Source organism: Siphonobacter sp. SORGH_AS_0500, assembly GCF_002838835.1.
Taxonomy (GTDB): domain Bacteria; phylum Bacteroidota; class Bacteroidia; order Cytophagales; family Spirosomataceae; genus Siphonobacter.
The window spans coordinates 1-25,295 of sequence record NZ_NHPP01000011.1 but is presented as its reverse complement, the minus strand read 5'-3'; the positions used below and the strand labels follow the sequence as shown (position 1 = coordinate 25,295).

Annotated in this window: 25 protein-coding genes and 2 pseudogenes; 18 read left to right on the top strand and 9 right to left on the bottom strand. The window is 45.3% G+C overall.

The genetic code is table 11. From position 1 onward, the window contains the following. Nucleotides 1–43: 43 nt before the first annotated feature. Both BWI96_RS14550 and BWI96_RS14555 read right to left on the bottom strand, forming a co-directional pair. Nucleotides 44–1,888 (bottom strand): beta-N-acetylhexosaminidase, encoded by a 1,845-nt coding sequence (locus BWI96_RS14550; RefSeq protein ID WP_106637281.1) that lies wholly within the window; start codon nucleotides 1,886–1,888, stop codon nucleotides 44–46. A gap of 144 nt (nucleotides 1,889–2,032) precedes the next feature. Next, nucleotides 2,033–3,076: a N(4)-(beta-N-acetylglucosaminyl)-L-asparaginase gene (locus BWI96_RS14555; RefSeq protein WP_106637280.1), complete on the bottom strand. Its 1,044-nt coding sequence runs from the start codon at nucleotides 3,074–3,076 to the stop codon at nucleotides 2,033–2,035. A gap of 337 nt (nucleotides 3,077–3,413) precedes the next feature. Between BWI96_RS14555 and BWI96_RS14560 the strand changes: the two genes are divergently transcribed. The 9 genes and pseudogenes from BWI96_RS14560 (at nucleotide 3,414) to BWI96_RS14595 (ending at nucleotide 11,655) form a co-directional block, all read left to right on the top strand. Beyond that, on the top strand, nucleotides 3,414–4,643 hold the full coding sequence (locus BWI96_RS14560) for an ROK family transcriptional regulator (protein WP_106637279.1): 1,230 nt from the start codon (nucleotides 3,414–3,416) through the stop codon (nucleotides 4,641–4,643). 67 nt (nucleotides 4,644–4,710) lie between these two features. Continuing rightward, nucleotides 4,711–6,120, top strand: coding sequence for an alpha-L-fucosidase (locus BWI96_RS14565; protein ID WP_106637278.1), 1,410 nt, complete (start codon nucleotides 4,711–4,713; stop codon nucleotides 6,118–6,120). Nucleotides 6,121–6,219: 99 nt separating this feature from the next. Next, nucleotides 6,220–7,116, top strand: coding sequence for an alpha/beta fold hydrolase (locus tag BWI96_RS14570; RefSeq protein WP_232793735.1), 897 nt, complete (start codon nucleotides 6,220–6,222; stop codon nucleotides 7,114–7,116). A gap of 217 nt (nucleotides 7,117–7,333) precedes the next feature. Further along, a complete protein-coding gene (locus tag BWI96_RS14575) occupies nucleotides 7,334–7,723 on the top strand; it encodes a hypothetical protein (RefSeq protein ID WP_157830373.1) in 390 nt (129 codons plus the stop codon). Between the two features lie 94 nt (nucleotides 7,724–7,817). Next, nucleotides 7,818–8,903 carry a cytochrome-c peroxidase gene (locus BWI96_RS14580; RefSeq protein WP_106637275.1) on the top strand — a complete coding sequence of 362 codons (1,086 nt, stop codon included), beginning with the start codon at nucleotides 7,818–7,820 and terminating at the stop codon, nucleotides 8,901–8,903. A gap of 19 nt (nucleotides 8,904–8,922) precedes the next feature. After that, nucleotides 8,923–9,738, top strand: a complete 816-nt coding sequence (locus tag BWI96_RS14585) for an MbnP family protein (RefSeq protein ID WP_106637274.1) — start codon at nucleotides 8,923–8,925, stop codon at nucleotides 9,736–9,738. Next, nucleotides 9,731–10,260 (top strand): annotated as a pseudogene (locus BWI96_RS23060) (cytochrome-c peroxidase); the annotation flags it as partial. The gene BWI96_RS14585 and the pseudogene BWI96_RS23060, both read left to right, overlap by 8 nt. A gap of 6 nt (nucleotides 10,261–10,266) precedes the next feature. Then, a complete protein-coding gene (locus tag BWI96_RS22485; protein ID WP_232793740.1) occupies nucleotides 10,267–10,755 on the top strand; it encodes a cytochrome-c peroxidase in 489 nt (162 codons plus the stop codon). Beyond that, the gene (locus BWI96_RS14595; protein WP_106637273.1) at nucleotides 10,756–11,655 is read left to right on the top strand and encodes a hypothetical protein; all 900 of its coding nucleotides are present in this window, start codon (nucleotides 10,756–10,758) and stop codon (nucleotides 11,653–11,655) included. Between the two features lie 68 nt (nucleotides 11,656–11,723). Here BWI96_RS14595 and BWI96_RS14600 read toward each other — a convergent pair whose 3' ends face one another. The 5 genes from BWI96_RS14600 to BWI96_RS14620 form a co-directional block, all read right to left on the bottom strand. Continuing rightward, complete coding sequence (locus BWI96_RS14600) at nucleotides 11,724–12,176, bottom strand: hypothetical protein (protein WP_106637272.1); 453 nt, start codon at nucleotides 12,174–12,176, stop codon at nucleotides 11,724–11,726. 344 nt (nucleotides 12,177–12,520) lie between these two features. Then, entirely contained in the window at nucleotides 12,521–13,054 is a 534-nt protein-coding gene (locus BWI96_RS14605; protein WP_106637271.1) for a YceI family protein, read from the bottom strand. A gap of 136 nt (nucleotides 13,055–13,190) precedes the next feature. Then, nucleotides 13,191–14,051, bottom strand: coding sequence for an AraC family transcriptional regulator (locus BWI96_RS14610; RefSeq protein ID WP_106637270.1), 861 nt, complete (start codon nucleotides 14,049–14,051; stop codon nucleotides 13,191–13,193). Between the two features lie 126 nt (nucleotides 14,052–14,177). Continuing rightward, nucleotides 14,178–15,134, bottom strand: coding sequence for a hypothetical protein (locus BWI96_RS14615; protein WP_106637269.1), 957 nt, complete (start codon nucleotides 15,132–15,134; stop codon nucleotides 14,178–14,180). Between the two features lie 188 nt (nucleotides 15,135–15,322). After that, nucleotides 15,323–15,712: a TraR/DksA C4-type zinc finger protein gene (locus BWI96_RS14620; RefSeq protein ID WP_106637268.1), complete on the bottom strand. Its 390-nt coding sequence runs from the start codon at nucleotides 15,710–15,712 to the stop codon at nucleotides 15,323–15,325. A 386-nt stretch (nucleotides 15,713–16,098) separates the two neighbouring features. Between BWI96_RS14620 and BWI96_RS23370 the strand changes: the two are divergent. From BWI96_RS23370 to BWI96_RS14660, 8 genes and pseudogenes are all read left to right on the top strand, one after another. Next, a pseudogene (locus BWI96_RS23370) lies at nucleotides 16,099–16,547 on the top strand (Glu/Leu/Phe/Val dehydrogenase); the annotation flags it as partial. A gap of 9 nt (nucleotides 16,548–16,556) precedes the next feature. Beyond that, nucleotides 16,557–17,369 carry a Glu/Leu/Phe/Val dehydrogenase gene (locus BWI96_RS23365; protein ID WP_369804176.1) on the top strand — a complete coding sequence of 271 codons (813 nt, stop codon included), beginning with the start codon at nucleotides 16,557–16,559 and terminating at the stop codon, nucleotides 17,367–17,369. A 76-nt stretch (nucleotides 17,370–17,445) separates the two neighbouring features. Beyond that, nucleotides 17,446–18,015, top strand: a complete 570-nt coding sequence (locus tag BWI96_RS14630; protein ID WP_157830372.1) for a Crp/Fnr family transcriptional regulator — start codon at nucleotides 17,446–17,448, stop codon at nucleotides 18,013–18,015. Nucleotides 18,016–18,148: 133 nt separating this feature from the next. Further along, nucleotides 18,149–19,567 (top strand): hypothetical protein, encoded by a 1,419-nt coding sequence (locus BWI96_RS14635; RefSeq protein WP_157830371.1) that lies wholly within the window; start codon nucleotides 18,149–18,151, stop codon nucleotides 19,565–19,567. Between the two features lie 423 nt (nucleotides 19,568–19,990). Beyond that, complete coding sequence (locus BWI96_RS14645) at nucleotides 19,991–20,353, top strand: hypothetical protein (RefSeq protein ID WP_106637264.1); 363 nt, start codon at nucleotides 19,991–19,993, stop codon at nucleotides 20,351–20,353. Between the two features lie 72 nt (nucleotides 20,354–20,425). Beyond that, nucleotides 20,426–20,788, top strand: coding sequence for a hypothetical protein (locus BWI96_RS14650; protein ID WP_106637263.1), 363 nt, complete (start codon nucleotides 20,426–20,428; stop codon nucleotides 20,786–20,788). Between the two features lie 55 nt (nucleotides 20,789–20,843). Then, entirely contained in the window at nucleotides 20,844–21,206 is a 363-nt protein-coding gene (locus tag BWI96_RS21630; protein WP_157830369.1) for a hypothetical protein, read from the top strand. Nucleotides 21,207–21,340: 134 nt separating this feature from the next. Further along, nucleotides 21,341–22,009, top strand: coding sequence for a sterol desaturase family protein (locus tag BWI96_RS14660; RefSeq protein WP_232793734.1), 669 nt, complete (start codon nucleotides 21,341–21,343; stop codon nucleotides 22,007–22,009). A 95-nt stretch (nucleotides 22,010–22,104) separates the two neighbouring features. Here BWI96_RS14660 and rpsJ read toward each other — a convergent pair whose 3' ends face one another. Then, complete coding sequence (gene rpsJ, locus BWI96_RS14665; protein WP_094811061.1) at nucleotides 22,105–22,410, bottom strand: 30S ribosomal protein S10; 306 nt, start codon at nucleotides 22,408–22,410, stop codon at nucleotides 22,105–22,107. Nucleotides 22,411–22,572: 162 nt separating this feature from the next. Then, nucleotides 22,573–24,666, bottom strand: a complete 2,094-nt coding sequence (gene fusA / locus BWI96_RS14670) for an elongation factor G (protein WP_106637260.1) — start codon at nucleotides 24,664–24,666, stop codon at nucleotides 22,573–22,575. A gap of 446 nt (nucleotides 24,667–25,112) precedes the next feature. Between fusA and BWI96_RS14675 the strand changes: the two genes are divergently transcribed. Then, a partial coding sequence (locus tag BWI96_RS14675; RefSeq protein ID WP_157830368.1) for a hypothetical protein occupies nucleotides 25,113–25,295 on the top strand: 183 nt, incomplete at its 3' end.

Here is a 25,295-nt window from a genome sequence, read left to right as displayed (position 1 = left end):
ATCCCGACCTTGACGGTCGGGATTTTTTTATGCCAGAACTGTATTACTTCTTCGGTTGCTTGTCCGGCATGGGGGTACCATTGACCAAAGTCGTAGTCGAAACGATGCTGCGATGGCCTGCGGGCGTTACCACAATCGTTTTCAAATCAACCCGGCGATTCTGTGGAATCGTTAATGAAATGGGCTTTGAATAGGGATACGTTGCTTCACTGGGCATATACCCGTCAATCGTGTAGTAAATTTTGGCCCCTTCTACGGGAGCTTTCAGGTTAATCGTAAACTGACTTCCCCGAAGCGTATCCTCTTTCGGCATTCCAATCGCATCCGGTACCCGGAAGTATAAATTCCGTTTTTCCAGCTTGCGTAAATAGACGGGTAAGCGTTGTTCTGAAAACTCCGTGAAATCCTTACGATTTAAGGGAGACCAGGCTACTTCGGCCAGAGCCATTGCTCGGGGGAAATACATGTACTGAGCTTTACCCGCCGTTGGAATATATTCTGTCCATAAATTAGCTTGAACGCCTTTGATGTGCTTCTGCTGCTCAGCCGTCAGCTCTTTTGGCGTTGGGTTATAAGAATATACTTTTTCCAGCGGTAAAAATCCGCCAATGGCCAGTGGCTCCTGTTTGCGATCTTTGCTTTGGTAATGATCGATGTACACATACCCATTGGGTGACATGATTACGTCGTGATTTTCCTTCGCTGCCGCAATTCCACCTTCTTCACCCCGCCAGCTCATCACCGTTGCGTTGGGGGCCAACCCTCCTTCCAGAATTTCGTCCCAGCCAATGATGTTACGACCTTTTGAGTTTAGGAATTTTTCGATCCGGCGAATAAAATAACTCTGTAAGCCGTGCTCATCTTTCAGGTTTTCTTTCTTGATCAGATTCTGACAAAACTCCGATTCCTTCCAGCGATCCTTCGGACATTCATCTCCACCAATGTGAATGTAGGGCGAAGGGAAGATGTCCATTACTTCTGTTAAAACATTTTCCAGAAACTGGAAGGTTTCTTCTTTCGGGCAGAACACGTCTTTATGCACCCCCCAGGTCGTCTGAACTTTGAACGGGCCGGGCGTGCAGCCTAATTCGGGATAAGCCGCCAAAGCCGCCGTGGCGTGACCGGGCAACTCAATCTCAGGAATGACGGTAATGTGTCGTTCTGCCGCATATTTTACCACCTCACGGGCTTCATCCTGCGTGTAAAAACCGCCGTATTTAATCCCATCAAATTGCTGAGGCATGCGGTCTCCGTAAGCTCCAATGAGGGTTTCATCCCGGTAAGCTCCGACCTGAGTTAGCTTCGGGTATTTTTTGATTTCTAATCTCCAGCCCTGGTCTTCTGTTAAATGCCAGTGAAAACGGTTGAATTTCAGCATTGCCATTTCATCAATCATCTGCTTGATAAACGAAAGCGGCATGTAATGGCGACCCACATCCATCATTAATCCCCGGTACCCGAAACGCGGATGATCTTCGATGGTAACAGATGCTATTTCGGGTTTAGCATCGCCCGTAATCAATTGCATTACCGACTGTAATCCGTAAAACAAGCCCGCATCTTTACCCGAAATCTGTACACTCTGTGGGGTAGCTTTTAGCTCATAGCCTTCAGCGGGTAAACCCGTCTTTTCAATAAAGGCTATATAATTTGAAGCGGGAGCTTTACTGACGATTTTCAATTCAGCACCCGTCCGTTTCTTCAGGTATTGATTAAGCAAACCCGCCAGACGTTTTGCTTCGGGCGTAGAAGCTACCACCTGCGTTTGATTCGTAAACTGAAACTTACCCGACCCCTGCTGCAGAGAAACGGGCTGGGGAATAATGGACTGACCAAAAGAGGTTAGGCTGGCCGCCGCCAAAAAGGCTGAAAGAATAAAACGTTTCATGAAAAAGAGGTTTCTTTCCCTGCTCGGCAGGGCTTTTGACCATCAAGATAAGTGATGAATAAGTCGAGGTTGATGAAGTATTTTTAGGTTAACCCTGAGCAAACGATTGTACTAAGCAGAACAAACGGTTGCACAATTTTTACCTTATTTGTAATAGCTCTCCGCCATAAAGACTTTTCCACCATCATCGGCTTTGGTGACGGCATAGCTGAAGCCTTTGTTCACGGAGTAAGCTCCTACCTCACCCTGAAGGTTAATGGCAATAAAACCTACCTGGAAATCTTTGGCCTTTTTAGGATTAATCTTCACCAAACGCTCCACGGCTTTCTTGCAGGCCTCCATCGGCGTTGCTCCATTTCGCATGAACTCCACCACAAGGTGAGTACCTCCCAGTCGGATTACTTCTTCACCCTGCCCGGACGAGGTCGCCGCACCGACTTCACCATCCACATATAAGCCCGCACCAATAATGGGTGAATCACCAATGCGACCCCGCATTTTGAAGGCCATACCGCTGGTCGTGCAAGAGCCAGAAAGACGGCCTTTGGCATCCATGGCAACGGTTCCCATTGTATCATGGTTGAACGAACCATCTTCAAACTGATTCGGAGCAAAAGGGCCTCCGGCAGCACGCTTGGGAGTTTTCCCCTGTTGCTGCTCAATATTCATCAGCGGCTTATACTCCGATTTCTTCAGCCATTCTTTGTACGATTTCTCTGCATCAGCCGAGAGTTTATCTTCTTCAAGTTTAAAGCCATTTGCTACGGCAAATTGCTGGGCTCCCTCTCCAATCAGCATGACGTGTGGCGTCGTTTCCATCACTTTACGAGCAACTGAGATGGGATGAAGAATTCGCTCCAGACCCGCTACTGATCCGCAATCGTACTTTTCATTCATGATGCAGGCATCCAGCGTGACATGCCCCTCGCGGTCGGGATTGCCGCCCAGCCCCACACAACAACTGATTTCTTTTTCGATGGATTTAGCCGACTCTTCTACGGCATCCAGAGCATACCCACCGGGTTTAAGCACTTTCCAGGCCACTGCATTAACCGCTAATCCGCTGTCCCAGGTTGAAACGACGATGGGTTTAACGGCAGCCGCTTTAGGCAAGGCAAATAAAGAACGTACTGGACTTAAGGATACGGCTAAAGTAGACCAGCGAAGAAAGGAACGACGCGTTGTCATGTGGTGTAGAGAAGTGATAGAGTGTACAGTGAAATGTTATAAAATTCTGTAAATCAGCCAAAAACAAAATCTTTAAACAATCTATAGCGTAAATTTTATAGATTCGTTTTATGGAAATTGATGGATGCCGATGGTTACCGTGTGAAATTTTAATGTGAAGATGAAGAATACTTTTCTGACATTTCCTATAAAATCGACCACATTGTAAATAATTTGTTAATATTTTTATAAAACAAGTGTTTATTTACAATAAATTTTTAAAAAGTAGTCTATTACTATCGTCCCACTGGTTTCCAACAAAATTATTTGAAATCTATCGCTCTAAATCATTACTGTGATGTATGTGTCTCCACCCGATGAAGAAATTGAATCCAAAAAAAGTGTAGTTGATTACAAGAAAAGCGTTTCCCGCCGGGGCGTTTTGGCTGAATTGTATCAATCGGAAGTTTCTACACTGGCTCAGCTAGCCAAAAGCCTGCACAGCAGCGTTCCTTCCATTACCAATATTGTTGAAGAACTGGTAAACGAAAAGTGGGTTAGCACTTTCGGCACTGCCGTAGGAAATCACGGTCGCCGCCCGGTTTTGTTCGGACTTAATGTTCAGGATAAATACGTCGTTGCCCTAGACATCAGCACGCATGATACCAAAGTGGTCATCATGAATCTTCAGCGGGAAGTTATCTTTAGAAAAGACATCAAATTAGGTCTGGAAGATAACCCTCGTTTTGCCAAAGCGTTGTTGGAATTCACCCGCCAAGCCCTCGAAGAATCACAGGTCGAAGCCTCTCATTTTGTAGCCATTGGCATTTCCATGCCCGGTCTGATTCAGTTTCAGACGGGCACGAACATGACTTATCGGCGAATTAATCAGGAAGAAAAACCGCTCAGTACCCTGATCTCTGAAGAGTTTAATCTGCCTGTTTTCGTAATTAATGATACCAAAGCCACCGTTTTGGGCGAACACCGATTCGGGCTGGCTCGCGGCAAAAAACACGTACTGGCCATTAACATCGACTGGGGCGTTGGCTTAGGTATTATTCTGAACGGTGAAATTTTCCAGGGAGCTTCCGGGTTTGCGGGCGAGCTAGGTCACATTCAGATGGATCCCGATGGCGAGTTATGCCACTGCGGTAAAGTAGGTTGCCTCGATACCATTACTTCGGCCCGTTCGCTCATTCGCCGGGTGCAACGCGGACTGAACGAAGGACGAGTTTCGAAGCTTTCCGCATATATGGATCATATCGAAGACATTGATATCGAGATGATTATTGAAGCCGCTCTGGAAGGAGATGCTTTTGCCATCGATATTCTTTTTGATGTGGGCACGGTATTAGGCAAAGGCCTTTCCATGGCTGTTCACTTATTCAATCCCGAGATTGTGATTGTAGACGGAATTGTGGTAAAAGCCGATCAGTTTATTACTAATCCGATTGGTCAGGCGATCAATAAATATTGCCTGAGCGATTTCAGAAATGATTTAAGTATTGAAATTTCCCAGCTTGGCGAAAGGGCCAAATGGATTGGCATTCACATCTACGTGATGGATCAGTTACTGGCTACAATATAACCCTTTATCCCCCCGCCGTTCGGATTTTCTCAGGAGAATTCGGACGGTATTTTTCTCTTTCTTCCAGATGAAACGTTTGATTACCACTCTTTTGCTGGCCGCTACCACTCCCTTACTAGCCCAGCAACATTCCGAGCAAAGCTTCGGTTACGTCGCTCCCAAGGATCCCGCCGTTCAGCAAAAACTAAAGCAATGGCAGGGAATTAAGTTTGGCTTACTGATGCACTGGGGTACCTATAGCCAATGGGGCATTGTGGAATCCTGGTCATTATGCCCGGAAGACGAAGGATGGTGCGAACGTAAAGGACCCTATTCTAAAGACTGGTACGAGTATAAAAAAGCTTACGAAGCCATTCCTCAGCAGTTTAACCCCGTTAAATTTAACCCTGATCGCTGGGCAACGGCGGCTAAAAATGCCGGGATGAAATACGTGGTGTTCACCACCAAGCATCACGACGGATTCTGTATGTTTGATACTAAACAGACGGATTACAAGATTACTAACACGCCTTTCGGCACGAATCCTAAAGCGAACGTAGCGAAGGAAGTTTTTAAATCTTTCCGCGATCAGGGATTTATGGTAGGGGCGTATTTCTCCAAACCCGACTGGCATACGGATGATTACTGGTGGAGTTACTTTCCTCCGAAAGATCGCAATTCCAGTTACGCCCCTAAAAAGTATCCTGAAAAGTGGAATAAATTCAAGCAATTCACGTACAATCAGATCGAAGAGTTAATGTCTGATTACGGGAAAATGGACATTCTCTGGCTGGATGGCGGTTGGGTAAGACCCTTTAGCACGATTGATTCGACCGTTAGCTGGCAGAAAACCATTCCGTTCGATCAGGACATTGACATGGCCAATATTGCAAAAATGGCTCGCAGTCATCAACCCGGATTGTTAGTGGTGGATCGGACGGTAACGGGCGAATATGAGAATTACGTTACCCCTGAGCAATCCATTCCTGACAAGGCTCTTCCTTTCCCCTGGGAGAGTTGCATGACCATGGGCGATTCCTGGAGTTACATTCCAAAAGAAAATTTCAAATCCACTCGCAAGCTGATTCATACACTGGTAGACATCGTCTCGAAAGGTGGTAACCTCTTGCTGAACGTAGCCCCCGGACCCGACGGCGAATGGCACGAAGAAGCCTATCAGCGGCTTGAAGAGATTGGGAAATGGATGAACGTAAACGGCGAAGCGATCTACGAAACTACAGCCGTGTCTCCGTATCAGTCTGGCAAGTGGGCGTATACGCAGAAGGGCTCAACGATGTATGCATTGTACCGGGCAGAAGAAGGCGAGAAATTACCCGCTTCACTGGAGATTCCCGTGCTGGAAAAAGGGCAATCCGTTCAGTTACTGGGTTCTAAAGAATCTCTGAAATCGAAAGACAAAACCGTAACGCTGTCAGACTCTTTCCGTAAGAAAGTAAAAGAAAGCCCGGTGTATGTCTTTAAGTTAATGAAAAAGTAATACTTCGGGCGTAAACGTTTTCCGGGTGGATACGTTATAAAAAGGGTATAGAATGTTCTGCATTTTATACCCTTTTTTTATGAACAAAACTCTGACCCAGTGATCCTATTGTTCCGTTTGTTTTTGCTTCGAATAGTAGTAGGTATACCATTCCTTTTTCTCTTTTCAGGTTGTTTCGAACACCGACGTTACTCCCGGCGGGAAATTCGTAAAGATTTGATTGAGAAAGGCATTCCGGTAAAAATCGTGTATTACGATACGCTGGGACGGACCATTCGCTACCTGAAAATCGGCTCGGATACCTTACCCCGGAAGATGGTATTGATGCACGGTTCGCCCAGTTCACTGGAAGGCTTACGTTCGTATCTGAACGACCCCGATTTACAGAAAAGTACGCAGCTCATTGCTCCCGACCGACCAGGGTATGGGGAATCGGATTATGGCTGGGGAGAGAAGTTCATTGGGCAACAATCGGCGGTATTAACTAAAATGCTCTGGCAAATTCAGGACAAACGTCCGACGTTACTGTTCGGAACTTCGTACGGAGCGACAGTAGCGGCCCGCGTGGCAATGGATCATCCCGATTACTTTGATCGCTTATTACTCGTTTGTGGTTCGTACAAACCCGGAGCCGAACGCATTTATCCGATCTCTAAACTTGTTCCCATTTTCTCCGCCTGGATTCCCGGATTTATTCACGTAGCCGACGACGAAAAGCAGAATCATTACCCGCATTTAGTAAGCATGGTTTCCCTCTGGAAAAAGATTCACATTCCAGTTACGATGGTGCATGGGTTGGAAGATCGGTTGTTATATCCTGAGAATCCCATTTGGGCAGCCCGGCAGTTGACGCAGTCGCCACAGGTGGAAGTGATTTACCTGGCGAACCAGCGACACGGCATTATGTGGACCGCTCGTCCCCGCATTAAATCGCTAATGATTCGGGAACTGGATCGGTTGACAAACCCTGACCCGATGGTTATGTCTCATGAATAATCCCGCTGAATACTTGGATTACTTGACCCCTAAAATTCGTTAGTAAGGTATTTATGTGGTCTGGACGGCCCCAGATGTAATTCAATAGAATTTATTTTCTGTTCGAAATCATAACCCCATATTATAACCCCATCGAGGTTATTAAAAGTAACTACCTCCTCCGAGTTTTTTCACAAAAATTCCAGCCTTTCATTTTTCCTGCTATAGTTTTGTACCCATGAATTCAACGTTACGGAAACTCAGTGTGTACTTGCTGACATCGCTTCTGATGTTACGCACGCTCGTAGTCCCCGTTATTTTGGTTGACTTCGAGTTAAGGAGGGATTACATCGCTCACTACCTCTGCGAAAACCGTTCTCATCCCGAGTTACATTGTGATGGCAAGTGTTACCTGGCTAAAAAGTTAAAAGCCACTCAGGAGCACCAAGAACGAGAAGCAGGCTCCCGTCTCGTGCAGCAATTGCTGGAACTTCCGGCATCGATTGCTTCGCTGGAAATCCGTTTTGAGCCCGCCGTTTTTGCTGAGTTACGTTCCGACCTTCCCCCTTATCAGCTCCCGGCCTATTCTTCCTTCCTGTCGGCCTGTTTCCGTCCTCCCCAAGCATAAGCTTTCGTTACTGCTCTGACTTTGAATGAAAAACGTTCGTTTTTCCTGATTTGCTGCGTCTCGAAGGTTCGTTCACCTCTTTATTTTCTTGACTATGAGAAAAGTATTCCTGCTTTTCCTCATTCTGTCGGCTTGTTCCAAAGGGACTTCGCCTTCAGAACCTATGCCCCTGTTTTCAGTACCTAAAAACTTTCCGGCACCCGTTTATCCGATTGACCAGAAACCGCTGTCGGAAGCAGGCGTCGCTTTAGGGAAACAGCTTTTCTACGACGGTATTCTCTCGCGGGACAGCACCATTGCCTGTGGCGAATGTCACCGGCAGTATTACGCCTTCACCCACCACTTGCATGAGTTAAGTCACGGCATTGATAACCGGATTGGCCTGCGGAATTCGCTGGCTCTTCAGAATCTGGCCTGGCAAAAGCATTACATGTGGGACGGAGCCGTCGAAGATCTGAATAAACAGGCCATCGTACCCATTACGCATCCCGATGAAATGGATGATACCATGGAAAACGTAGTCAATAAACTAAAACGGACGAAGGGTTACCCACCGTTATTCAAGCAGGCTTACGGAACGGAAGACATTACGGCTGAAAAAATGCTGGATGCCCTCACCCAGTTCATGTTAACCTTCGTTTCAGCTAACTCCCGGTATGATAAGTACATTCGCAAGGAAGGCGAAACGTTGACGGCAACCGAACTTGAGGGCCTGAAGCTCTTCGAAAGTAAAGGCTGCAAAAGTTGCCACGCGGGAGAACTATTCACCGACGGTAGCTTCCGAAATAACGGCTTACCCAAATACGAACGAACCAAAATTGTGTACGTCAACGGCAAACCGACCCTTCAAATGGTGGTCGACGAGGGCCGGTATGCCGTCACGAAGCAGGAAAGCGACCGCTTCAAATTCAAGGTTCCCAGTTTGCGAAACATCGCCGAAAGCTTACCCTACACGCACGATGGTCGCTTTATAAATCTGGACGAAATGCTCGAACATTATTCGTCCGGGGTACAGGATACACCTACTCTTGATCCTTTACTCAAGCAAAATGGCAAACTGGGCATTCCATTAACCGCCGATGAAAAGCAGAAAATCATCGCTTTTCTACGTACCCTTAGTGATCCTGAATTTTTGAAAAATCAGCGTTTTGCCGAACCTCCGGGCTTTCCGGTTCGGTGAGACTTTATCTCATATTCACATGAAATTCCATTCTTTTCTCTTCATCACTTTTGCTTTTCTTATTTCCGTGCTAAGCTCTTGCACGAAAGAAAATCCATCGCCTGTTACCGCGGGTGATACCAACGACGTAATTCTGGAATTTGATAACCGCGTCGGGGCTCAGAAGCTAGTATTGGGCGAAACTACGTATCAGACCGGCACGGGGGAATCGTTTACAGTCAGTACCTTCAATTACTTCATTAGTAACGTTTCTTTGAAAAAAACGGACGGTTCAAGCATCAAATTCCCCAATCAATATTTCCTGATTCGTCAGGTCGATAATAAAACCTGGGAACCTGTGTTGAAGAACGTTCCGGCGGGAGATTACCAGGAGGTTACCTTCACCATTGGTGTAGACAGTGCGAAGAGTGTTTCACCCGTAGCTGAACGTACGGGCGTGCTGGACGAAGGGTCATACGGTGAGGACGGTATGTACTGGGGCTGGAATTCAGGCTACATTTTTCTGAAACTGGAAGGTACTTCACCCACAGCTCCCGCGAACGGTGCGGGTATCCGTCGCTTTCAGTTCCACGTAGGTGGTTTTGGCGGCATGACTGGTGCCACCGTCAATAATCTTCGTACGGTTACCCTTCCCTTCCCGCAGAATCAGTTAGCTACGGTGCGGAAGAACATTGCTCCAACGATACACGTCATTACCAATCTTCAAAAGCTTTTCTCGGGCAAGACTACGGTTAAAATTGCCGATACCCCAGCCATTCACATGCCCGCTGCCGCCGTGCCGCTGGCGAACAATTATGTGAATATGTTCACGGTTGATCATACGCATAATGATTAGAATGGGGCTTCTTTCCGTAAGCTTACTTCTGGTGTGGGGCTGTTCTTCGCCGAACGAATCTAACCCGGAAGTAAGCTTTACGGTTCCGGCTAATTTCCCGGAACCCGTGTACCCGTTTGAACGTAATCCAATGACTACCGCTGGCGTAGAACTTGGGAAAGCCCTATTCAATGAACCTTTGCTTTCGCGGGATAATACCTTCGCCTGTGCCGAATGCCATTCGCAGCCGTATGGGTTTACGCACCACGGCCATGATGTAAGTCACGGCATTAATAATCTGATGGGTACGCGAAACTCCTTACCCCTTCAGAATCTGGCCTGGGAATCTAGTTTCTTCTGGGATGGTGGTGTTTTCGATCTGGATTTAGTACCGATTGCTCCGATTACGAACGAAGTAGAGTTGGGCGAAAACACGAAAATGTACTGGATAAGTTACGAGCAACGAAGAAGTATCCTTTGCTGTTTAAGAAAGCGTTTGGTTCCGAAGAAATCACAACCGAGCGTTTCCTCAAGGCTTTTTCCCAGTTCATGCTTACGCTGGTTTCGGCCAATTCCCGATACGATAAATTCATCCGCAAGGAAGGCGAAAACCTGACGGCTGACGAGCAGGCGGGGCTGAAGTTATTCGAACAAAAATGTTCTTCCTGCCACCAAGGAGCCTTATTCACCGACCATAGTTTTCGTAATAATGGCCTGTTCATTCAGGGGGTAAAAGACGTGGGTCGAGCCCGGGTAACTGAACTTGAAAAAGATAAGTATACCTTCCGGGTACCTAGTTTGCGAAACGTGGCAGTGACCGGTCCTTACATGCACGATGGTCGTTTTTATACGCTTGAAGCCGTGTTGGATCATTATGCAGAAGGCGTTCAGGATACCCAAAATTTGGACCCGCTTTTACGCCAGAATAATACCCGGGGTATTGCTCTTACTTCGCAGAAACGCCAGCAGATCGTGGCTTTCCTGAAAACGTTAACCGACGAAGAATTTCTCAAAAATAAACGCTTTGCCGCTGAGTAAATGAAACGACTCTTATTTCTTCTGCTCTTTTCCATAAGCCTTCCGGGCCGGGCCTGCGACATTTGCGGCTGTGGCGTGGGGAATGCTTATTATGGCATCATGCCTCAATCGTACCGCAATTTCATTGGCGTTCGCTATCGCTATCGTACTTACGATTCACACCTGAATTCACAATTGCTTCGCACCAAAGAAACCTTTCAGACGACGGAGTTATGGGGACGGTTCTATCCAACCCAACGAATTCAGATGCTGGCTTTTGTACCTTATAATTTCAACTTTCAGCAGGATGCAGCTACTTCCGCCCGGCTGAACGGATTGGGTGACGTTACGATTCTAGCTAATTACAATGTACTAAATACCAACATGGATACGCTGGATCGGGCTTTCAATCATACCTTACTGCTGGGTGGAGGCGTAAAGCTGGCAACGGGTCGCTCTAACTTTGTGGACGATGGATCGCTCGGAGCGAATGCCAATTTTCAGTTGGGTACGGGGAGTACGGATTTTCTGATGAATGCCATTTATACCTTACGCTATCAATCCTGGGGCTGGAACTCGGATGTCAGTTACCGCATCTCTACTACCAATTCTGATCATTATCGCTTCGGTAATCGTCTCAGTAGTTCCACTTCGGTCTTTTATGTAACCAGTGCCGGAAAGAATCTGACGCTGATGCCTAATGCAGGACTCACCGCAGAATACTCCGCAAAGGATTTAAAAAACGGCGTTCGCAACGCCCAGACGGGTGGTTATGCTACGTTAGCCACGGCGGGTGTGGAAGCTTATTGGGGAAGGTTTGTGGCGGGAGTTAACGTTCAGCAACCCCTAGCTCAGGAGCTAGCCAATGGTGATAGCAAGGCCAAACAACGCCTTCAGGTGCATCTAACGGTTTTGTTATAGAGGAAAACCAAAAAGGGTTCTGGATGTAACCAATCCAGAACCCTTTTGATCTATATAGAAACCTATTTTTATGAAACTTCGGAGATTTTATAGGTCTGATCGGCAAATTTGACGGTATCACCAGCCTTCTTACCTTCCAATACTTCGTAAATAGGAGCGGAAGTAGAAATACCCGTGTATTCTACGCCGTCTACTTCGAAATTGCGACTGATCGCAATGTAAAAATTTCGTTGATCGGTTAACACCACAGCTCCAACTTGTACGGTATCGTGCTGTTCTTCGGTACCGAACTGATCCAGCGTTACCAGATCACGACGTATGGTGTCGGCATGGCCTTCCAGATCCCGACGATCATTCATCAACATTTCGCTATTAGACTCATAAGATTCGCTCATGGCTTCATCCTGATCGTCCATAACGCTTGAACGAATCGTCTCCATCTGGCCTACCAAATCATTCAGGGCAGCCTCCGTTGCAGCCCGCAGTGCCGCATATATTGCTTCTTTTCTTGAACTACTCATATACTTTGTAATTAAGGTTGAGTGTAGGAACTAATGCTAAAAATTCGGGCCAGCTTCGAATCAATTTTCCCCTGATAACCCTGAAGAGGTCTAATATGAATAGCTCGAAAGGGGGTTGTCTTTTCATTCCCCCAGATGAAATTCGAGACTATCCAGCCTGGGACTATCCAGTCTGGGACTATCCAGTCTGGGACTATCCATGTTTGACCCTGCTGGGGTCTTTTCAAGGAGAGTTAAGATTATTCCATTGGATCATATGACGAAGGAAGAGGATATCATAATCTAGAAAGAAAAAAGGGTTACCCTCTTCCGAAGGCAACCCTTTTTTCTTTTATGAAGTGTAATTAGGCTTGTTTTACAAATTGCACGTTAGCAATCAGACGAACTTCATCGCTTACGACGGCACCGCCCGCTTCGGTAACGGCACTCCATGTTAATCCGAAATCTTTACGGTTGATTTTTCCTTTCAACTCGAAACCTGCTTTCGTTTGTCCGTAAGGATCAACAACTGTTCCGCCGTATTCTACCTCAAGAGCAACGGGCTTGGTCACGCCACGTAGCGTCAGATCGCCGTTCAGCACGAAAGAATCTTCGTCTTTTTTAGTAATGCCTGTGGAGACGAATTTCAGCGTTGGGTATTGATCAGCCGCAAAGAATTCTTCGCTTTTCAGGTGGCCATCCCGAGCTTCGTTATTCGTCGAGATCGAATCAATTTTCGCTTCGAAGGAAACTTGAGCGTCTGAAAAATCATCACTCGCCGTTGCTTCGCCGCTAAATTCATTGAACTGGCCCGTTACCGTTGTGATAACGAGGTGCTTTACTTTGAATTGTACTTCTGAGTGAGTGGGGTCGATGACCCATTTGGCTGGAGTTGACATAGCTTTGTGAATGTTTGATGATACAAATGTATGTATATACATATATTTTATCATTGTCTAAACCACGGAATTCCTTGTCAGAATTACGGATTGAGACCAGAAAGCTTCTCAACAAAAGTATTCCAGCGGGTTAACTTTACTTATTACGGATGGTTTTTCGGTATTCTGTGAAGGTTTGACCCGTATTAGCTTTAAAGTATTTAGAGAAATGAGCTTCATCTTCAAAGCCTAAATCAAAGGCAATTTCTTTCGCTGAAGTCGTTCCGAAAAAGGCTTTTCGCTTCGCTTCCAGAACCACACGCTGCTTGATATGCTCGGAAGCGGGCTGCCCGGTTACTTTCTTCACCGAATCATTTAAATGACTGGGCGTGATGTGCAGTAACTCGGCGTAATCGGAAACTTTGGTCTTGCGGGTAAAATCGCGTTCTACCAACTCCTGAAACTGACGAGCCAGACATACCGTTTTTGAAGTTTCCGCCACCATGAGTAATTGATGGTCGAACGTTCGGGAGGCTTGAACCAGAAAAAGTTGTAACCAGGCTCGCAACATATGCTCCCGCAGGGGCCGCTTCGCCTCGTATTCGCCCTGGATCGATTGCAGGGAAGGCTCCAGTAAATCCAGTTGCTCGGGCGGAATGAAGTAGGGTTTGAACTCCAGCAGGTTATGAAAAAGTCCGGTATTGATGAGCAACTCGCGGTTAGCTTCCGAAACACAAAAGAAATCAGGCGTAAAGCTGACGACCCAACCTTCATGCGGACCATTCATTTGCAACTGATGAGCCTGACCGGGCGATAGAAACCACCAGCTTCCGGGTTTAACCTCATAGGTCTGAAAATCGACAATATGCGTTCCCGTGCCCTCGGTTACGCCAATGATCACGTAATAATCATGGCGGTGCGGACTTTCGGTATGTACATGCCGTTCATGATCAATCCATGACATGGCATGAATTTCAAACGAAACAGCATCATGTGAAGACAGGTGAAGTGTTTCCAAGAGAGTTTAGAGTTTTGTGTTTGGAGTTGAGGGTTATGTATCGACAACTCTTATGATTCTGATTCTAATACTATCTTCCAAAATTGGTCAAAAACTCAAAACTCTAGACTCAAAACCCGAAACTCTTTACAAAACTGACCCGAAACCTCTTGAATCCAGGATGGATTTGGAGAGATTGAAATAGCAGGAAACGGCCATGAAAGGACTGCTATTGATAGTAAACTTTTCCAGCACATCCCCCGCTCGCATGGTCTTTAGCGTTCGCAGGCCTGTCATACCTGCTTCAAAAGACAATTGTACGGGTTTAATGGGACTGTAGTTAACTGTAAAACTCGCTTTTGCCTGTCGGTACGCCAGTCGCAGGGCATTAGGGTTCAGGTTAGGCGTCAGGTATCCGGCGTTAAAACCACCCGCAGCAACGCCTACTTCTCCCCAAACTTTCTTCGTTATTTTCTGAGAAACTGAAGCCTGTAAGGGCAATACCAGCATCAGACGAGTCCCTTTAGCAATGCGGGTATTGATGCCGGCAATGGGGATAGGCGTAATGCGACCGGGTTCAAAAACTACGGCCCCGCCATAAAACCATTGCGTTCGCGGACCCGCGATGCGTACCCGAACGGCTCCACCCATTCCGTACGGACGGGCTTTGCTGAAATTCAGTAACTCATCGGTTTCGCTGACACCCAAGCCCGCCGCGTAAAGCCAAATTTTATCCCGCAAACTGGCGTGAATCCCCGTTAATACCAGCGAACCCGTATAAATGCCCTGATCATTTTTATCGAATGAAAAATTCGGTTGCCGATAGCCCGCATTTACCACCAGAAACATCTGATTAATCTCTACGTCAATTTTGCGAAGATTGAAGTTATGAAACTTCACCCCCGCCCCCCCGCGAATAGGAACAATGCCCTGGACGTTGAACCGGGAGTAACCCAGCCTTGCGGTATCGTTCATTTTTGCCGCTGGGGTTACTTCGGCCCTAATGTTTACCCCTGACGCAAAAATGCGAGTAGGCGTAAGCGACAATTGAGCGTAAGTGCTGCTGGTAAGTAATAAGGTAAAGAGCGTAAGAAGAATTCGCATGAAGAAAAATTAAAGGAACGAACGGATGAAGCTAAAACGAAGGATGCCTTTTTTCCGTACAATTACGGTGCAAATGGGCTGAATTTATAAAAAAAACAGTAACAAAAAAGGCCAGCATGCTGGCCTTTCTGAACACTAACAAATAGTGTGTATATGCAAGGGGAAAAGAAAAGCGATCAATACTCTGATTAACTCTGTTTCCGTAACTTAGCTTCAATGGTCTGCTGCGTGTGAGGCACTACCCGCAGACGCTCTTTAGGGATCAGTTTTCCCGTGTCTACACAAATGCCGTAAGTACCATTTTTGATACGAATCAGAGCATTCTCCAACTGAGTCGCATACTTCTGTAAACGAGCAGCTAGCTGGCTAAGGTTCTCACGTTCGCTGGTATCCGCACCGTCTTCTAACGACTTGTTACTGCTTGAAGTTGAATCCGTACCAGGGTCATTTCTCTTACTCAGGGCTTCACGAATGTAATTCAATTCTGTCCTGGTATCCCCGAGTTTTTTCTGGATGATCTCTTCAAACTCTTTTAATTCTTCTTCAGAATAGCGGGTCTTCTCTTCTACTGGGGACATATTTCACGGGGTTTGTTGGGAATATAAACGAACTTTAGCGATAAATAGTTTCTATTCTAGGGCAGCCTCACGTTAGGAATACTCATTTAGTAAAGCCCCTTACCTCTCCGAAAAGAAGGTAACAAAAATAACTTTTTAAGCGATTTAAGCAAATAGTTTAAAAAATTATTTAGCCCTTTTATCTTAGAAAAGCATTATTTCTTTGGCTTGAATGACTTTTATCAAAATTACCCTTTGAAATTTAATTCATTTGCTTTACAGGTTGCCAAATCGCTCGCCTAACCATTGGTAGAGTTTTTTGTTTTTCTAAGAATAATCCTGCTAAGTTTGCGACCAATGGGGCAAATATTATTATAGTCCTATTTAATAACAAAATTAACATAGCCATGACTTATATAGAGCCAGCACCCTTGCAACAGGAAAATCCACTTGAATCCATGATGCAACGGTTCGATGTGGCCTTTAAATTGCTCAATATCTCTCCGGAGATGTATGATATTCTGATGGTGCCCCGTAAACAAGTGGTTGTGGGCTTACCCGTTACCATGGACGACGGTTCCGTTAAAGTGTTCGAAGGCATCCGCGTGGTTCACTCCACCATTTTAGGTCCATCCAAAGGCGGCATTCGCTTCGATATGGGGGTGACGATGGACGAGGTAAAGGCCTTAGCTGCCTGGATGACCTGGAAATGTGCCGTGGTTGATATTCCTTACGGCGGAGCAAAGGTGGTATTCGCTGTAATCCTCGCGAAATGTCAGCCGGAGAAATCGAGCGGCTGATGCGGGCCTATACCGGAGCCATGCTCGACGTTTTCGGCCCCGACCGCGATATCCCCGCCCCCGACATGGGCACGAGTGAACGCGAGATGGCCTGGCTGATGGATGAATATTCCAAAGCCTACGGCATGACCGTAAACGGCGTTGTAACAGGCAAACCGCTGGTACTGGGTGGTTCGCTGGGCCGCAAGGAAGCCACGGGCCGTGGCGTAATGACTGCCGCTATTTCGGCCATGGAAAAACTTCGCATTAACCCCTACCGGGCCACAGCCGCGGTGCAGGGTTTTGGGAATGTAGGTTCACATGCGGCTGCTTTATTACAGGAACGCGGTGTTAAAGTAGTAGCCATTAGTGATGTAACTGGAGCGTATTATAACGAAAATGGGCTGGACATTGAGAAAGCCATGCAATACCGCGACCAGCATAAAGGACAACTTGAGGGCTTTGAAGGGGCTACGAAAATCTCCAATGAGGAGTTACTGGCTCTTCCTGTGGATGTACTCGTTCCAGCCGCCAAAGAAGACGTAATCACCGATGATAATGCTGGTAGCATTCAGGCCAAATTGATCGTGGAAGGAGCCAACGGCCCGACTTCTGCCAGTGCTGATGAAATTATCAATGATAAAGGCATCATGGTAGTCCCTGATATTCTGGCAAATGCGGGTGGAGTAACCGTTTCTTACTTCGAATGGGTACAAAACCGCATCGGTTATAAGTGGACGCTTGACCGGATTAACCGTCGGTCGGATCGTGCCATGAAAGATGCTTTTGATAAAGTATATGCTACGTCACAGGAGTACAATGTTTCCATGCGAATTGCGGCGTATATGGTAGCCATTAAGAAAGTAGCCGATACGTATAAATTCCGGGGTGGGTATTAATCTCTATCCTTTCGTAACTTAAATTAGAGCCTTGCCCGTGAAGGGGCGAGGCTTTTTTTATACCCATCCACCTATCATGAAATCATTTCTGGACTACGCGTCAGCGTTCATGCCTTTATCTGCCGAATCTGTACAGGCCATTGACCAGATAGCCTGGCGACGAAACATCCCTAAACGAACGATTCTTCAGCGAGCGGGTGACATCTGCCCTTATTTCCATTTCATTGAAAAAGGCGTCGGCCGGGTCTATTATTACCATAATGAACAGGAAATAACCGCCTGGCTAGGCTTCGAAGGTCAGATCATCAGTGCCATTGATAGTTTTTTCACCGGAAAGCCAACGGATTACTGGATTGAAATGCTGGAAGACGCCCAGATCTGTTCGATTTGCAATACAGATATTGACTGGTTATTCACCCATTTCCCAGAAACCGAGCGGCTGGGCCGTCTGATGATTACAGAAAATTATCTTCGTCTGGATGAACGCATGAAGCTTTTTGCCTTTCATACCGCCGAACAGCGATATGAAATTCTACTTCGTCAGTTTCCCGATATTCTGCAACGGGTTTCACTTCGCTACATTGCTTCTTACCTGGGCATTACCCAGGTAACCCTCAGCCGCATACGAGCGGAGTTTCGGCAGTGATTATTTAACATTTGTAAAAGGATTGGTCGGAGTCATCATAGAATTTTGAAGCGTTTAAATCACCCTTCAAAACTTTATGATGACTACCCGTATTTTCTACCTAGCTCTGCTTCTAGGCTTACTTTTTATGCCCTTGGCCTGCCAGAAAGAAGCTGATCCTAATTTATCCACACTCGAAAAACCTGTTCAGGAAGCCAAAGATTGGTTTGAACAAAACCAGCACCAGGCAACAAGACCCCTTAACAAAGGATTTAACATTTTTACCAAACTGACCGAATGGGCGAAAGCAACTACCTATACGCTAGGGGATACGCTAATTCTTGAAATTCCGCTCACGTATGAAAAAAATACCGGAATGACCCTTTCCTTACAACATGGTGATGAGGAACCCCTAAAGACTATTAAAGCTAACCCGCAGCTCTCACTGTTAACTAAACTGGTTATTATCAAGCCCGCTGGTAAACCTTACCAATCTTTCGTCATGAAAATTTCAGCGGGAGGTGAATACTTCAAAAAATCAGAAAACTTTCTCTTGAAACAGCATTTGTTTTATAAGCAAATTCCTGAGGGTTTCAGAGGACGAATTCTTTTGTATGACTGGAACGAAAATCTTCTTTCAGGTAAGATTTATAAGAACGGGAAGCTCGTTGCGACCATTAAACCAATAGATAAAGGAGGCCGCAGAGTGGTTACCTGTACTACTTATAGCATTGATTATTATTATCAGGCTTGTGCAGGTGGTTACTGTTCCGAATGGACCTATAATGGCAGTGAGTCCACTACGGTATGTGTGGAAACCGACACTAACGATTCCTCAAGCGGATCGGGAGGTTATACGAATTCTGGAACTTCTAGTGGCCCCGGCGGAAGTAGCAGTAATGGAGGAGGTGATTCTGATCCCATTCCCAATCCAGAAGAACAAAGATTTCTACGCCAATACAAAGTATTAGGCCCTGACATTCCCTTGAACCTAAAACAAAAGCTAAATTGTTTTGGAGCAATCCCTTCAAGTAGTAATTATAAATATTCCGTCACGTTGTATGTAGATCAACCCAAAGCTGGTACTAGAGATAAAGTTAAGCACTCTTATACAGATCGAATGCCTGGTCATACCTATTTTGGACTGGAAAGAGTTGATTCCAACACGGGAGAAATTATAAGATTAGTTATCGGATTTTACGTACAGAGCGAATTGACTGCTATGACAGGTATTTATACAGCAGGGGCTTGGGGAGACGATGGCAATACCGAATACGATGTTTCGCTTAAGGTAAATATGACAGCCAGTCAGTTTAAAGACGTAATTTATTACCTTAAAAATCTAGATACCCCTGCCTATAACTTAGTTGACAATAATTGCACAACGTTTGCCTGTAACTTACTCTCTCCTTATATCTCGTTACCCGCAGGTTCCGGTTGGATAGGGCCTCTAGGCCAAGGCAAAAATCCAGGCGATTTGGGAGAAGACTTAAGAGAAAAAATATCAACTTATGGTAATAAACTTACTACGGGCGATGGCCTGAAATCTCCTTCTACTACTAACTGCAATTAAGCCATGCAAAAGAAAAAAAAGTTATTATCTGGAGTATCATTCTTATACTCTTCGTGGGCATTTGTAATATTCCTATAGTCAGCCTCTTTATTTCTGTCTATACCGGTAACATCTACTTTAAACGGGCAAGTTTTCACTTCACTAGTGAGAAAGGAGGCTTTTCTGTCTGGGCAAGAAATGGATACGAAGACATTGTTTCTCAATTTGAAGCCTATAAAAAACGCCATCCTGAGGATACCGTTCTCTACAGAAACTTTCAAATCAAGCCCTGGCAATTCTGGCGAATCTACGAATATTCTGACCCTCCTTATCGATTACCCTATCGAGAAATGCCTCCTGATGTCAGTAGAGTGGATATAGTTAAATAGTAATCCATACCTCAGCGGTTAGACTTTAGCCGCTGAGGTACTATTAACAATTACGATGCATAAGAAAAAAGTTATTATCTGGAGTATCATTCTTATACTCTTCGTGGGCATTTCCAATATTCCTATTATCAGCCTCTTTATTTCTTTCTTCACTGGTAACCTATATTTAAAAGAAGCAAGTTTTCACTTCACTAGTGAAAAAGGAGGGTTTTCTGTCTGGGCAAGAAATGGATACGAAGACATTGTATTCCACTTTGAAGCCTACAAAAAACGCCATCCTGAGGATACCGTTCTCTACAGAAACTTTCAAATCAAGCCCTGGCAATTCTGGCGAATCTACGAATATACAAATCCATATTACAGACTTCCCTATCGAGAAATGCCTCCTAACGTGCCTGCAGATGATATAATCAAATAACAACAGGTGTCTCATCCATCGACTATAAACAACACTAGCCGGTGGATGACCTATCATTTCTAGCCTATCGTCATGCAAAAGAAAAAAGTTATTATCTGGGCTGTTACTGTACTACTTATTATCGCAGTTTCCAATATTCCCATCGTTAGTTTTTTTATCTCTTTCTTTACGGGTAACCTAAGCATGATGAATCTTGATTATCATTATATCAGCCAGAAAGGTGGGTTTTCAGTCTGGAGTAGGACAGGTTCTGAAGATGTTTTATCGCAATTTGAAGCCTACCAAAAACGGTACCCTGAAGATACCGTTCTCTACAGAAACTTTCAAATTAAGCCCTGGCAATTCTGGAGAATCTACGAATATACTGAAATATCATATAGACTCCCTTACCAGCCGATGCCTCCTAATGTCAGTAAAGTGGACATAGTTAAATAGTAATCCATATCTCAGCGGTTAGATTTTAGCCGCTGAGGTACTATTAACAATTACGATGCATAAGAAAAAAGTTATTGTTTGGACTGTTACTGTGCTACTTATTATCGCAGTTTCCAATATTCCCATCGTCAGTTTTTTTATCTCTTTTTTTACAGGTAATCTCACTTTCAAGGGTCCAGATCATCATTTTATTAGCGAAAAAGGAGGCTTTTCTGTTTGGGGCAGAAATGGATACGAAGATATCGTTTCCCAATTCGAAGCCTACAAAAAACGCCATCCTGAGGATACCGTTCTTTACCGAAACTTTCAAATCAAACCCTGGCAGTTCTGGCGAATCTACGAGTATTCTTACCCTTCTTATCGATTACCCTATCAAGAAATGCCTCCTAGTGTCAGTAGAGTAGATATAGTTAAATAAGCATTATTAACTATTTAACATTTGTAAAAGGATTGTAACCCCCTAAGCATGAGTTTTGAGTCGTTCAATAACGCTCTACCTTCATGCTAGTCTACATCTTTTTAGTATTTGGTTTTTGTTTTACTCTGGAAAGAATGCTCCCTGGCTGGAAGCTTCCAGAGGTTCCTACCTGGACCGTTCGGGTACTAGGGGTTAACTTTATTCAACTCGGTGTTGTAACCCTGGCAGGGTATACCTGGGAAAAGTGGTTATCTGCTTGGAGTGTTCTACATGTATCGTCTTACATCGGCAATGTTGGAGGCGGTGTTTTGGCCTATTTCATCGCAACTTTCGTCTTTTACTGGTGGCATCGCTGGCGGCACACCAATGATTTCCTGTGGCTTCATTTCCATCAAATCCATCACAGCCCGCAACGGCTGGAGGTGATTACTTCTTTTTACAAACACCCTCTGGAAATGACCGTCAATTCCATCATTGGCAGTTTGCTGGTGTATACTTTTCTGGGGCTTTCGATGGAAGCAGGAGCTATTTATACGCTTTGTACGGCTTTAGGAGAATTTTTTTATCACACCAACGTCCGAACGCCTCAGTGGATTGGTTATGTTTTTCAAAGACCCGAAATGCATCGCATCCATCATGAGTATAATAAACACACCAATAATTACGGCGATATTGTCTGGTGGGATATGCTTTTCGGCACGTATGAAAATCCCAAAGAATTCAAGACCTCCTGCGGTTTCGATCCAGAAAAAGAAGAACGGCTACTAGATATGATTAAGTTTAAAGATGTGCATAAAGAATGATTATTAAACTCAATCCAATGGTATTATTAGCTTTTCTGTAAAACTAAAAAAGCCCGTCTCCTTTCGAAGACGGGCTTTTTTAGTACTTAAGCTACTTAAACTTTGATCTCTACGTCAACACCTGAAGGAAGTTCTAACTTCATCAGGGCGTCTACCGTTTTAGCTGAAGTCGAGTAGATATCAACTAAACGTTTGTACGTACAAAGCTGGAATTGCTCGCGAGCTTTTTTGTTAACGTGAGGTGAACGCAGTACGGTATAGATTTGCTTATCAGTAGGCAAGGGGATAGGACCACTTACCACAGCACCCGTAGCCTTAACGGCTTTCACGATGCGTTCAGCCGATTTGTCCACTAAATTGTGGTCAAATGACTTGAGCTTAATGCGAATTTTTTGGCTCATCAGAGTTAATAACTGGTTCGTTAAAAAATGCGTTTCCGCAAACCCTTCGCCGAAAGAACCATTTACTCCGGCAGGGAATTCTTGGTTTGGTTGTTTGTTGTTGGTTATTAGTTGTTAGATTTTAGTACTATCAACTAATAACCATTAACTATCAACTAAAAATTATAAGCCTTTTGCTTTCTTCACTACTTCTTCCGCAATGTTTTGTGGAACGAATTCGTAGTGAGAGAAAGTCAAGTTAGCCGTGGCACGACCTGAAGACATCGTACGCAGATCCGTTACATAACCGAACAGTTCTGACAGAGGTACATCGCCTTTGATTACCTGAGCACCATTACGAGTATCCATACCTTTCATGATACCACGACGACGGTTCAAGTCACCCGTGATAGGTCCGGTGTACTCATCTGGAGTCAATACTTCAACGGCCATGATAGGTTCCATCAGTTTCGCACCAGCGGAACGAGCTGCCTCTTTGTAACCCAGACGAGCAGCCATTTCGAATGACAGCGAATCTGAATCGACATCGTGGAAAGAACCGTGGTACAGACGAACTCGCATAGAATCCATTTGGTAACCAGCCAGAGGACCATTTTTCATAGCCTCTTCGAAACCTTTCTGGATCGCAGGAATGAATTCCCGGGGGATCGTACCACCCACGATTTCGTTCACAAATTCCAGACCTGGCTTACCATCTTCCCGTGGCCCGATTTCGAATACGATATCGGCGAATTTACCACGACCACCCGTTTGCTTCTTGTAAACTTCACGGTGTTCAGCACTCTTCGTCAGAGCTTCTTTGTAAGCTACCTGAGGAGCACCCTGGTTTACTTCCACTTTGAACTCACGACGCATACGGTCAATGATGATCTCCAAGTGAAGCTCACCCATACCACGCATAATCGTCTGACCTGTTTCTTCGTTGGTTTCAACTTTCAACGTAGGATCTTCTTCGATCAGTTTTGTGATCGCTTTAGAGAAGTTATCCTGATCAGCCGATTTCTTAGGCTCGATGGCATAACCGATAACGGGATCTGGGAAATCCATGGATTCCAGAATGATTGGGTTCTTCTCATCAGAAAGGGTATCTCCCGTTTTGATGTCTTTGAAACCAACTACTGCACCAATATCACCAGCCGCTAAACGATCGATTGAGTTTTGCTTGTTAGCGTGCATCTGGAAGATACGAGAGATACGCTCTTTGTTTCCTGAACGCGTGTTCAGAACGTAAGAACCAGCCTCCAATACACCAGAGTAAGCACGTACGAAACACAGACGACCTACGTAGGGATCCGTAGCAATTTTGAATGCTAAACCTGCGAAAGGATCCGCTTCCGTTGGGTGACGAACTACTTCAGCATCCGTGTTAGGGTTTGTACCAACGATTGCTTCTTTGTCCAGCGGAGAAGGCATCAGAGCCATCACGTAGTCAAGCATCGTTTGTACCCCTTTATTTTTGAATGAAGAACCGCACAACATAGGTACGATTTTCATTTCGATCGTAGCGGCACGAAGAGCAGCCAGGATTTCATCTTCAGAGATCGACTCAGGATCTTCGAAGTATTTTTCCATCAGCGTTTCGTCGTATTCAGCTACTGCTTCGAGTAATTTCTCGCGGTATTCAGTAGCTTCTTCCAGCATATCTTCAGGAATGGGGACCACTTCGAAGGTCATACCTTTGTCAGCTTCATTCCAGATGATACCACGGAAGTTTACCAGGTCAACTACGCCACGGAAACCATCTTCCGCACCGATAGGCAATTGCAGAGGTACTGCATTGCTACCCAGCATTTCTTTTACTTGCTTCACTACATTCAGGAAGTCAGCACCTGAACGGTCCATTTTGTTAACGAAACCGATCCGGGGAACTTTGTAGTTATCGGCCAGACGCCAGTTCGTCTCAGACTGAGGCTCAACGCCGTCAACTGAGCTGAAAAGGAATACCAGACCATCGAGTACACGTAATGAACGGTTTACTTCTACCGTAAAGTCAACGTGACCCGGAGTATCGATGATGTTGATGTGATAAGAGTTATCACGATACTTCCAGTTTACTGTCGTAGCAGCGGAAGTAATGGTAATACCACGCTCCTGCTCCTGCTCCATCCAGTCCATGGTAGCAGCACCATCGTGTACTTCACCGATTTTGTGGCTAACACCCGCATAGTAAAGAATACGCTCCGTAGTGGTCGTTTTCCCGGCATCAATGTGGGCGGCAATACCAATGTTTCGAGTGAATTTTAAATCTCTTGCCATTATTGGTTTTTGATTGTGTTTGTTTCCGTACGGATCCCTTGGCTGCCGGGAATTTCGAGAACTAACGAAATTTTACAGTCCGGCAATCGGGGTGCAAAAATAGACGAATTATTAGAAAAATACTAGTGCTAATTCAAGGTAATTTTTTGGCTCATTGGAAGTTAACTTTTATTTCTGCCCGAAATACTGATTTTCGGGCATTGAGCCGGGACATTGCAGATACGCTGGGGGTCATTATAGCAATAACACGAAGCCCCTTCAGATCATTCCCATTCTGTATAATTTTATTTACCAGTCACTTACCTTCCAACTTTTCGGGGTAAGGTATTTAGGCTACTTTAACAAGTCCTTAACATGAAAGGGTTTGACATCGTAGCATTTTTTTATCTTTTTTGCGAGTCTTTTTACAACAGTGAATCCATTTCGCTAAACCTTACCACACAATTATGAGAAAAATTTGGGTAATGCTGGCTCTGTCCACAGCCGTAATGACCAGCTCCTGCGTGAGCAAGAAAAAAGCCCGGGCCCTGCAAACCCAGGTCAACGACCTCCAGGCCGAAAACGCCCGCCTGGCTGAACGCATCCGCGTCGAACTCGGCGACTGCCAGCAAAAGTCCGCTTCCCTGCAG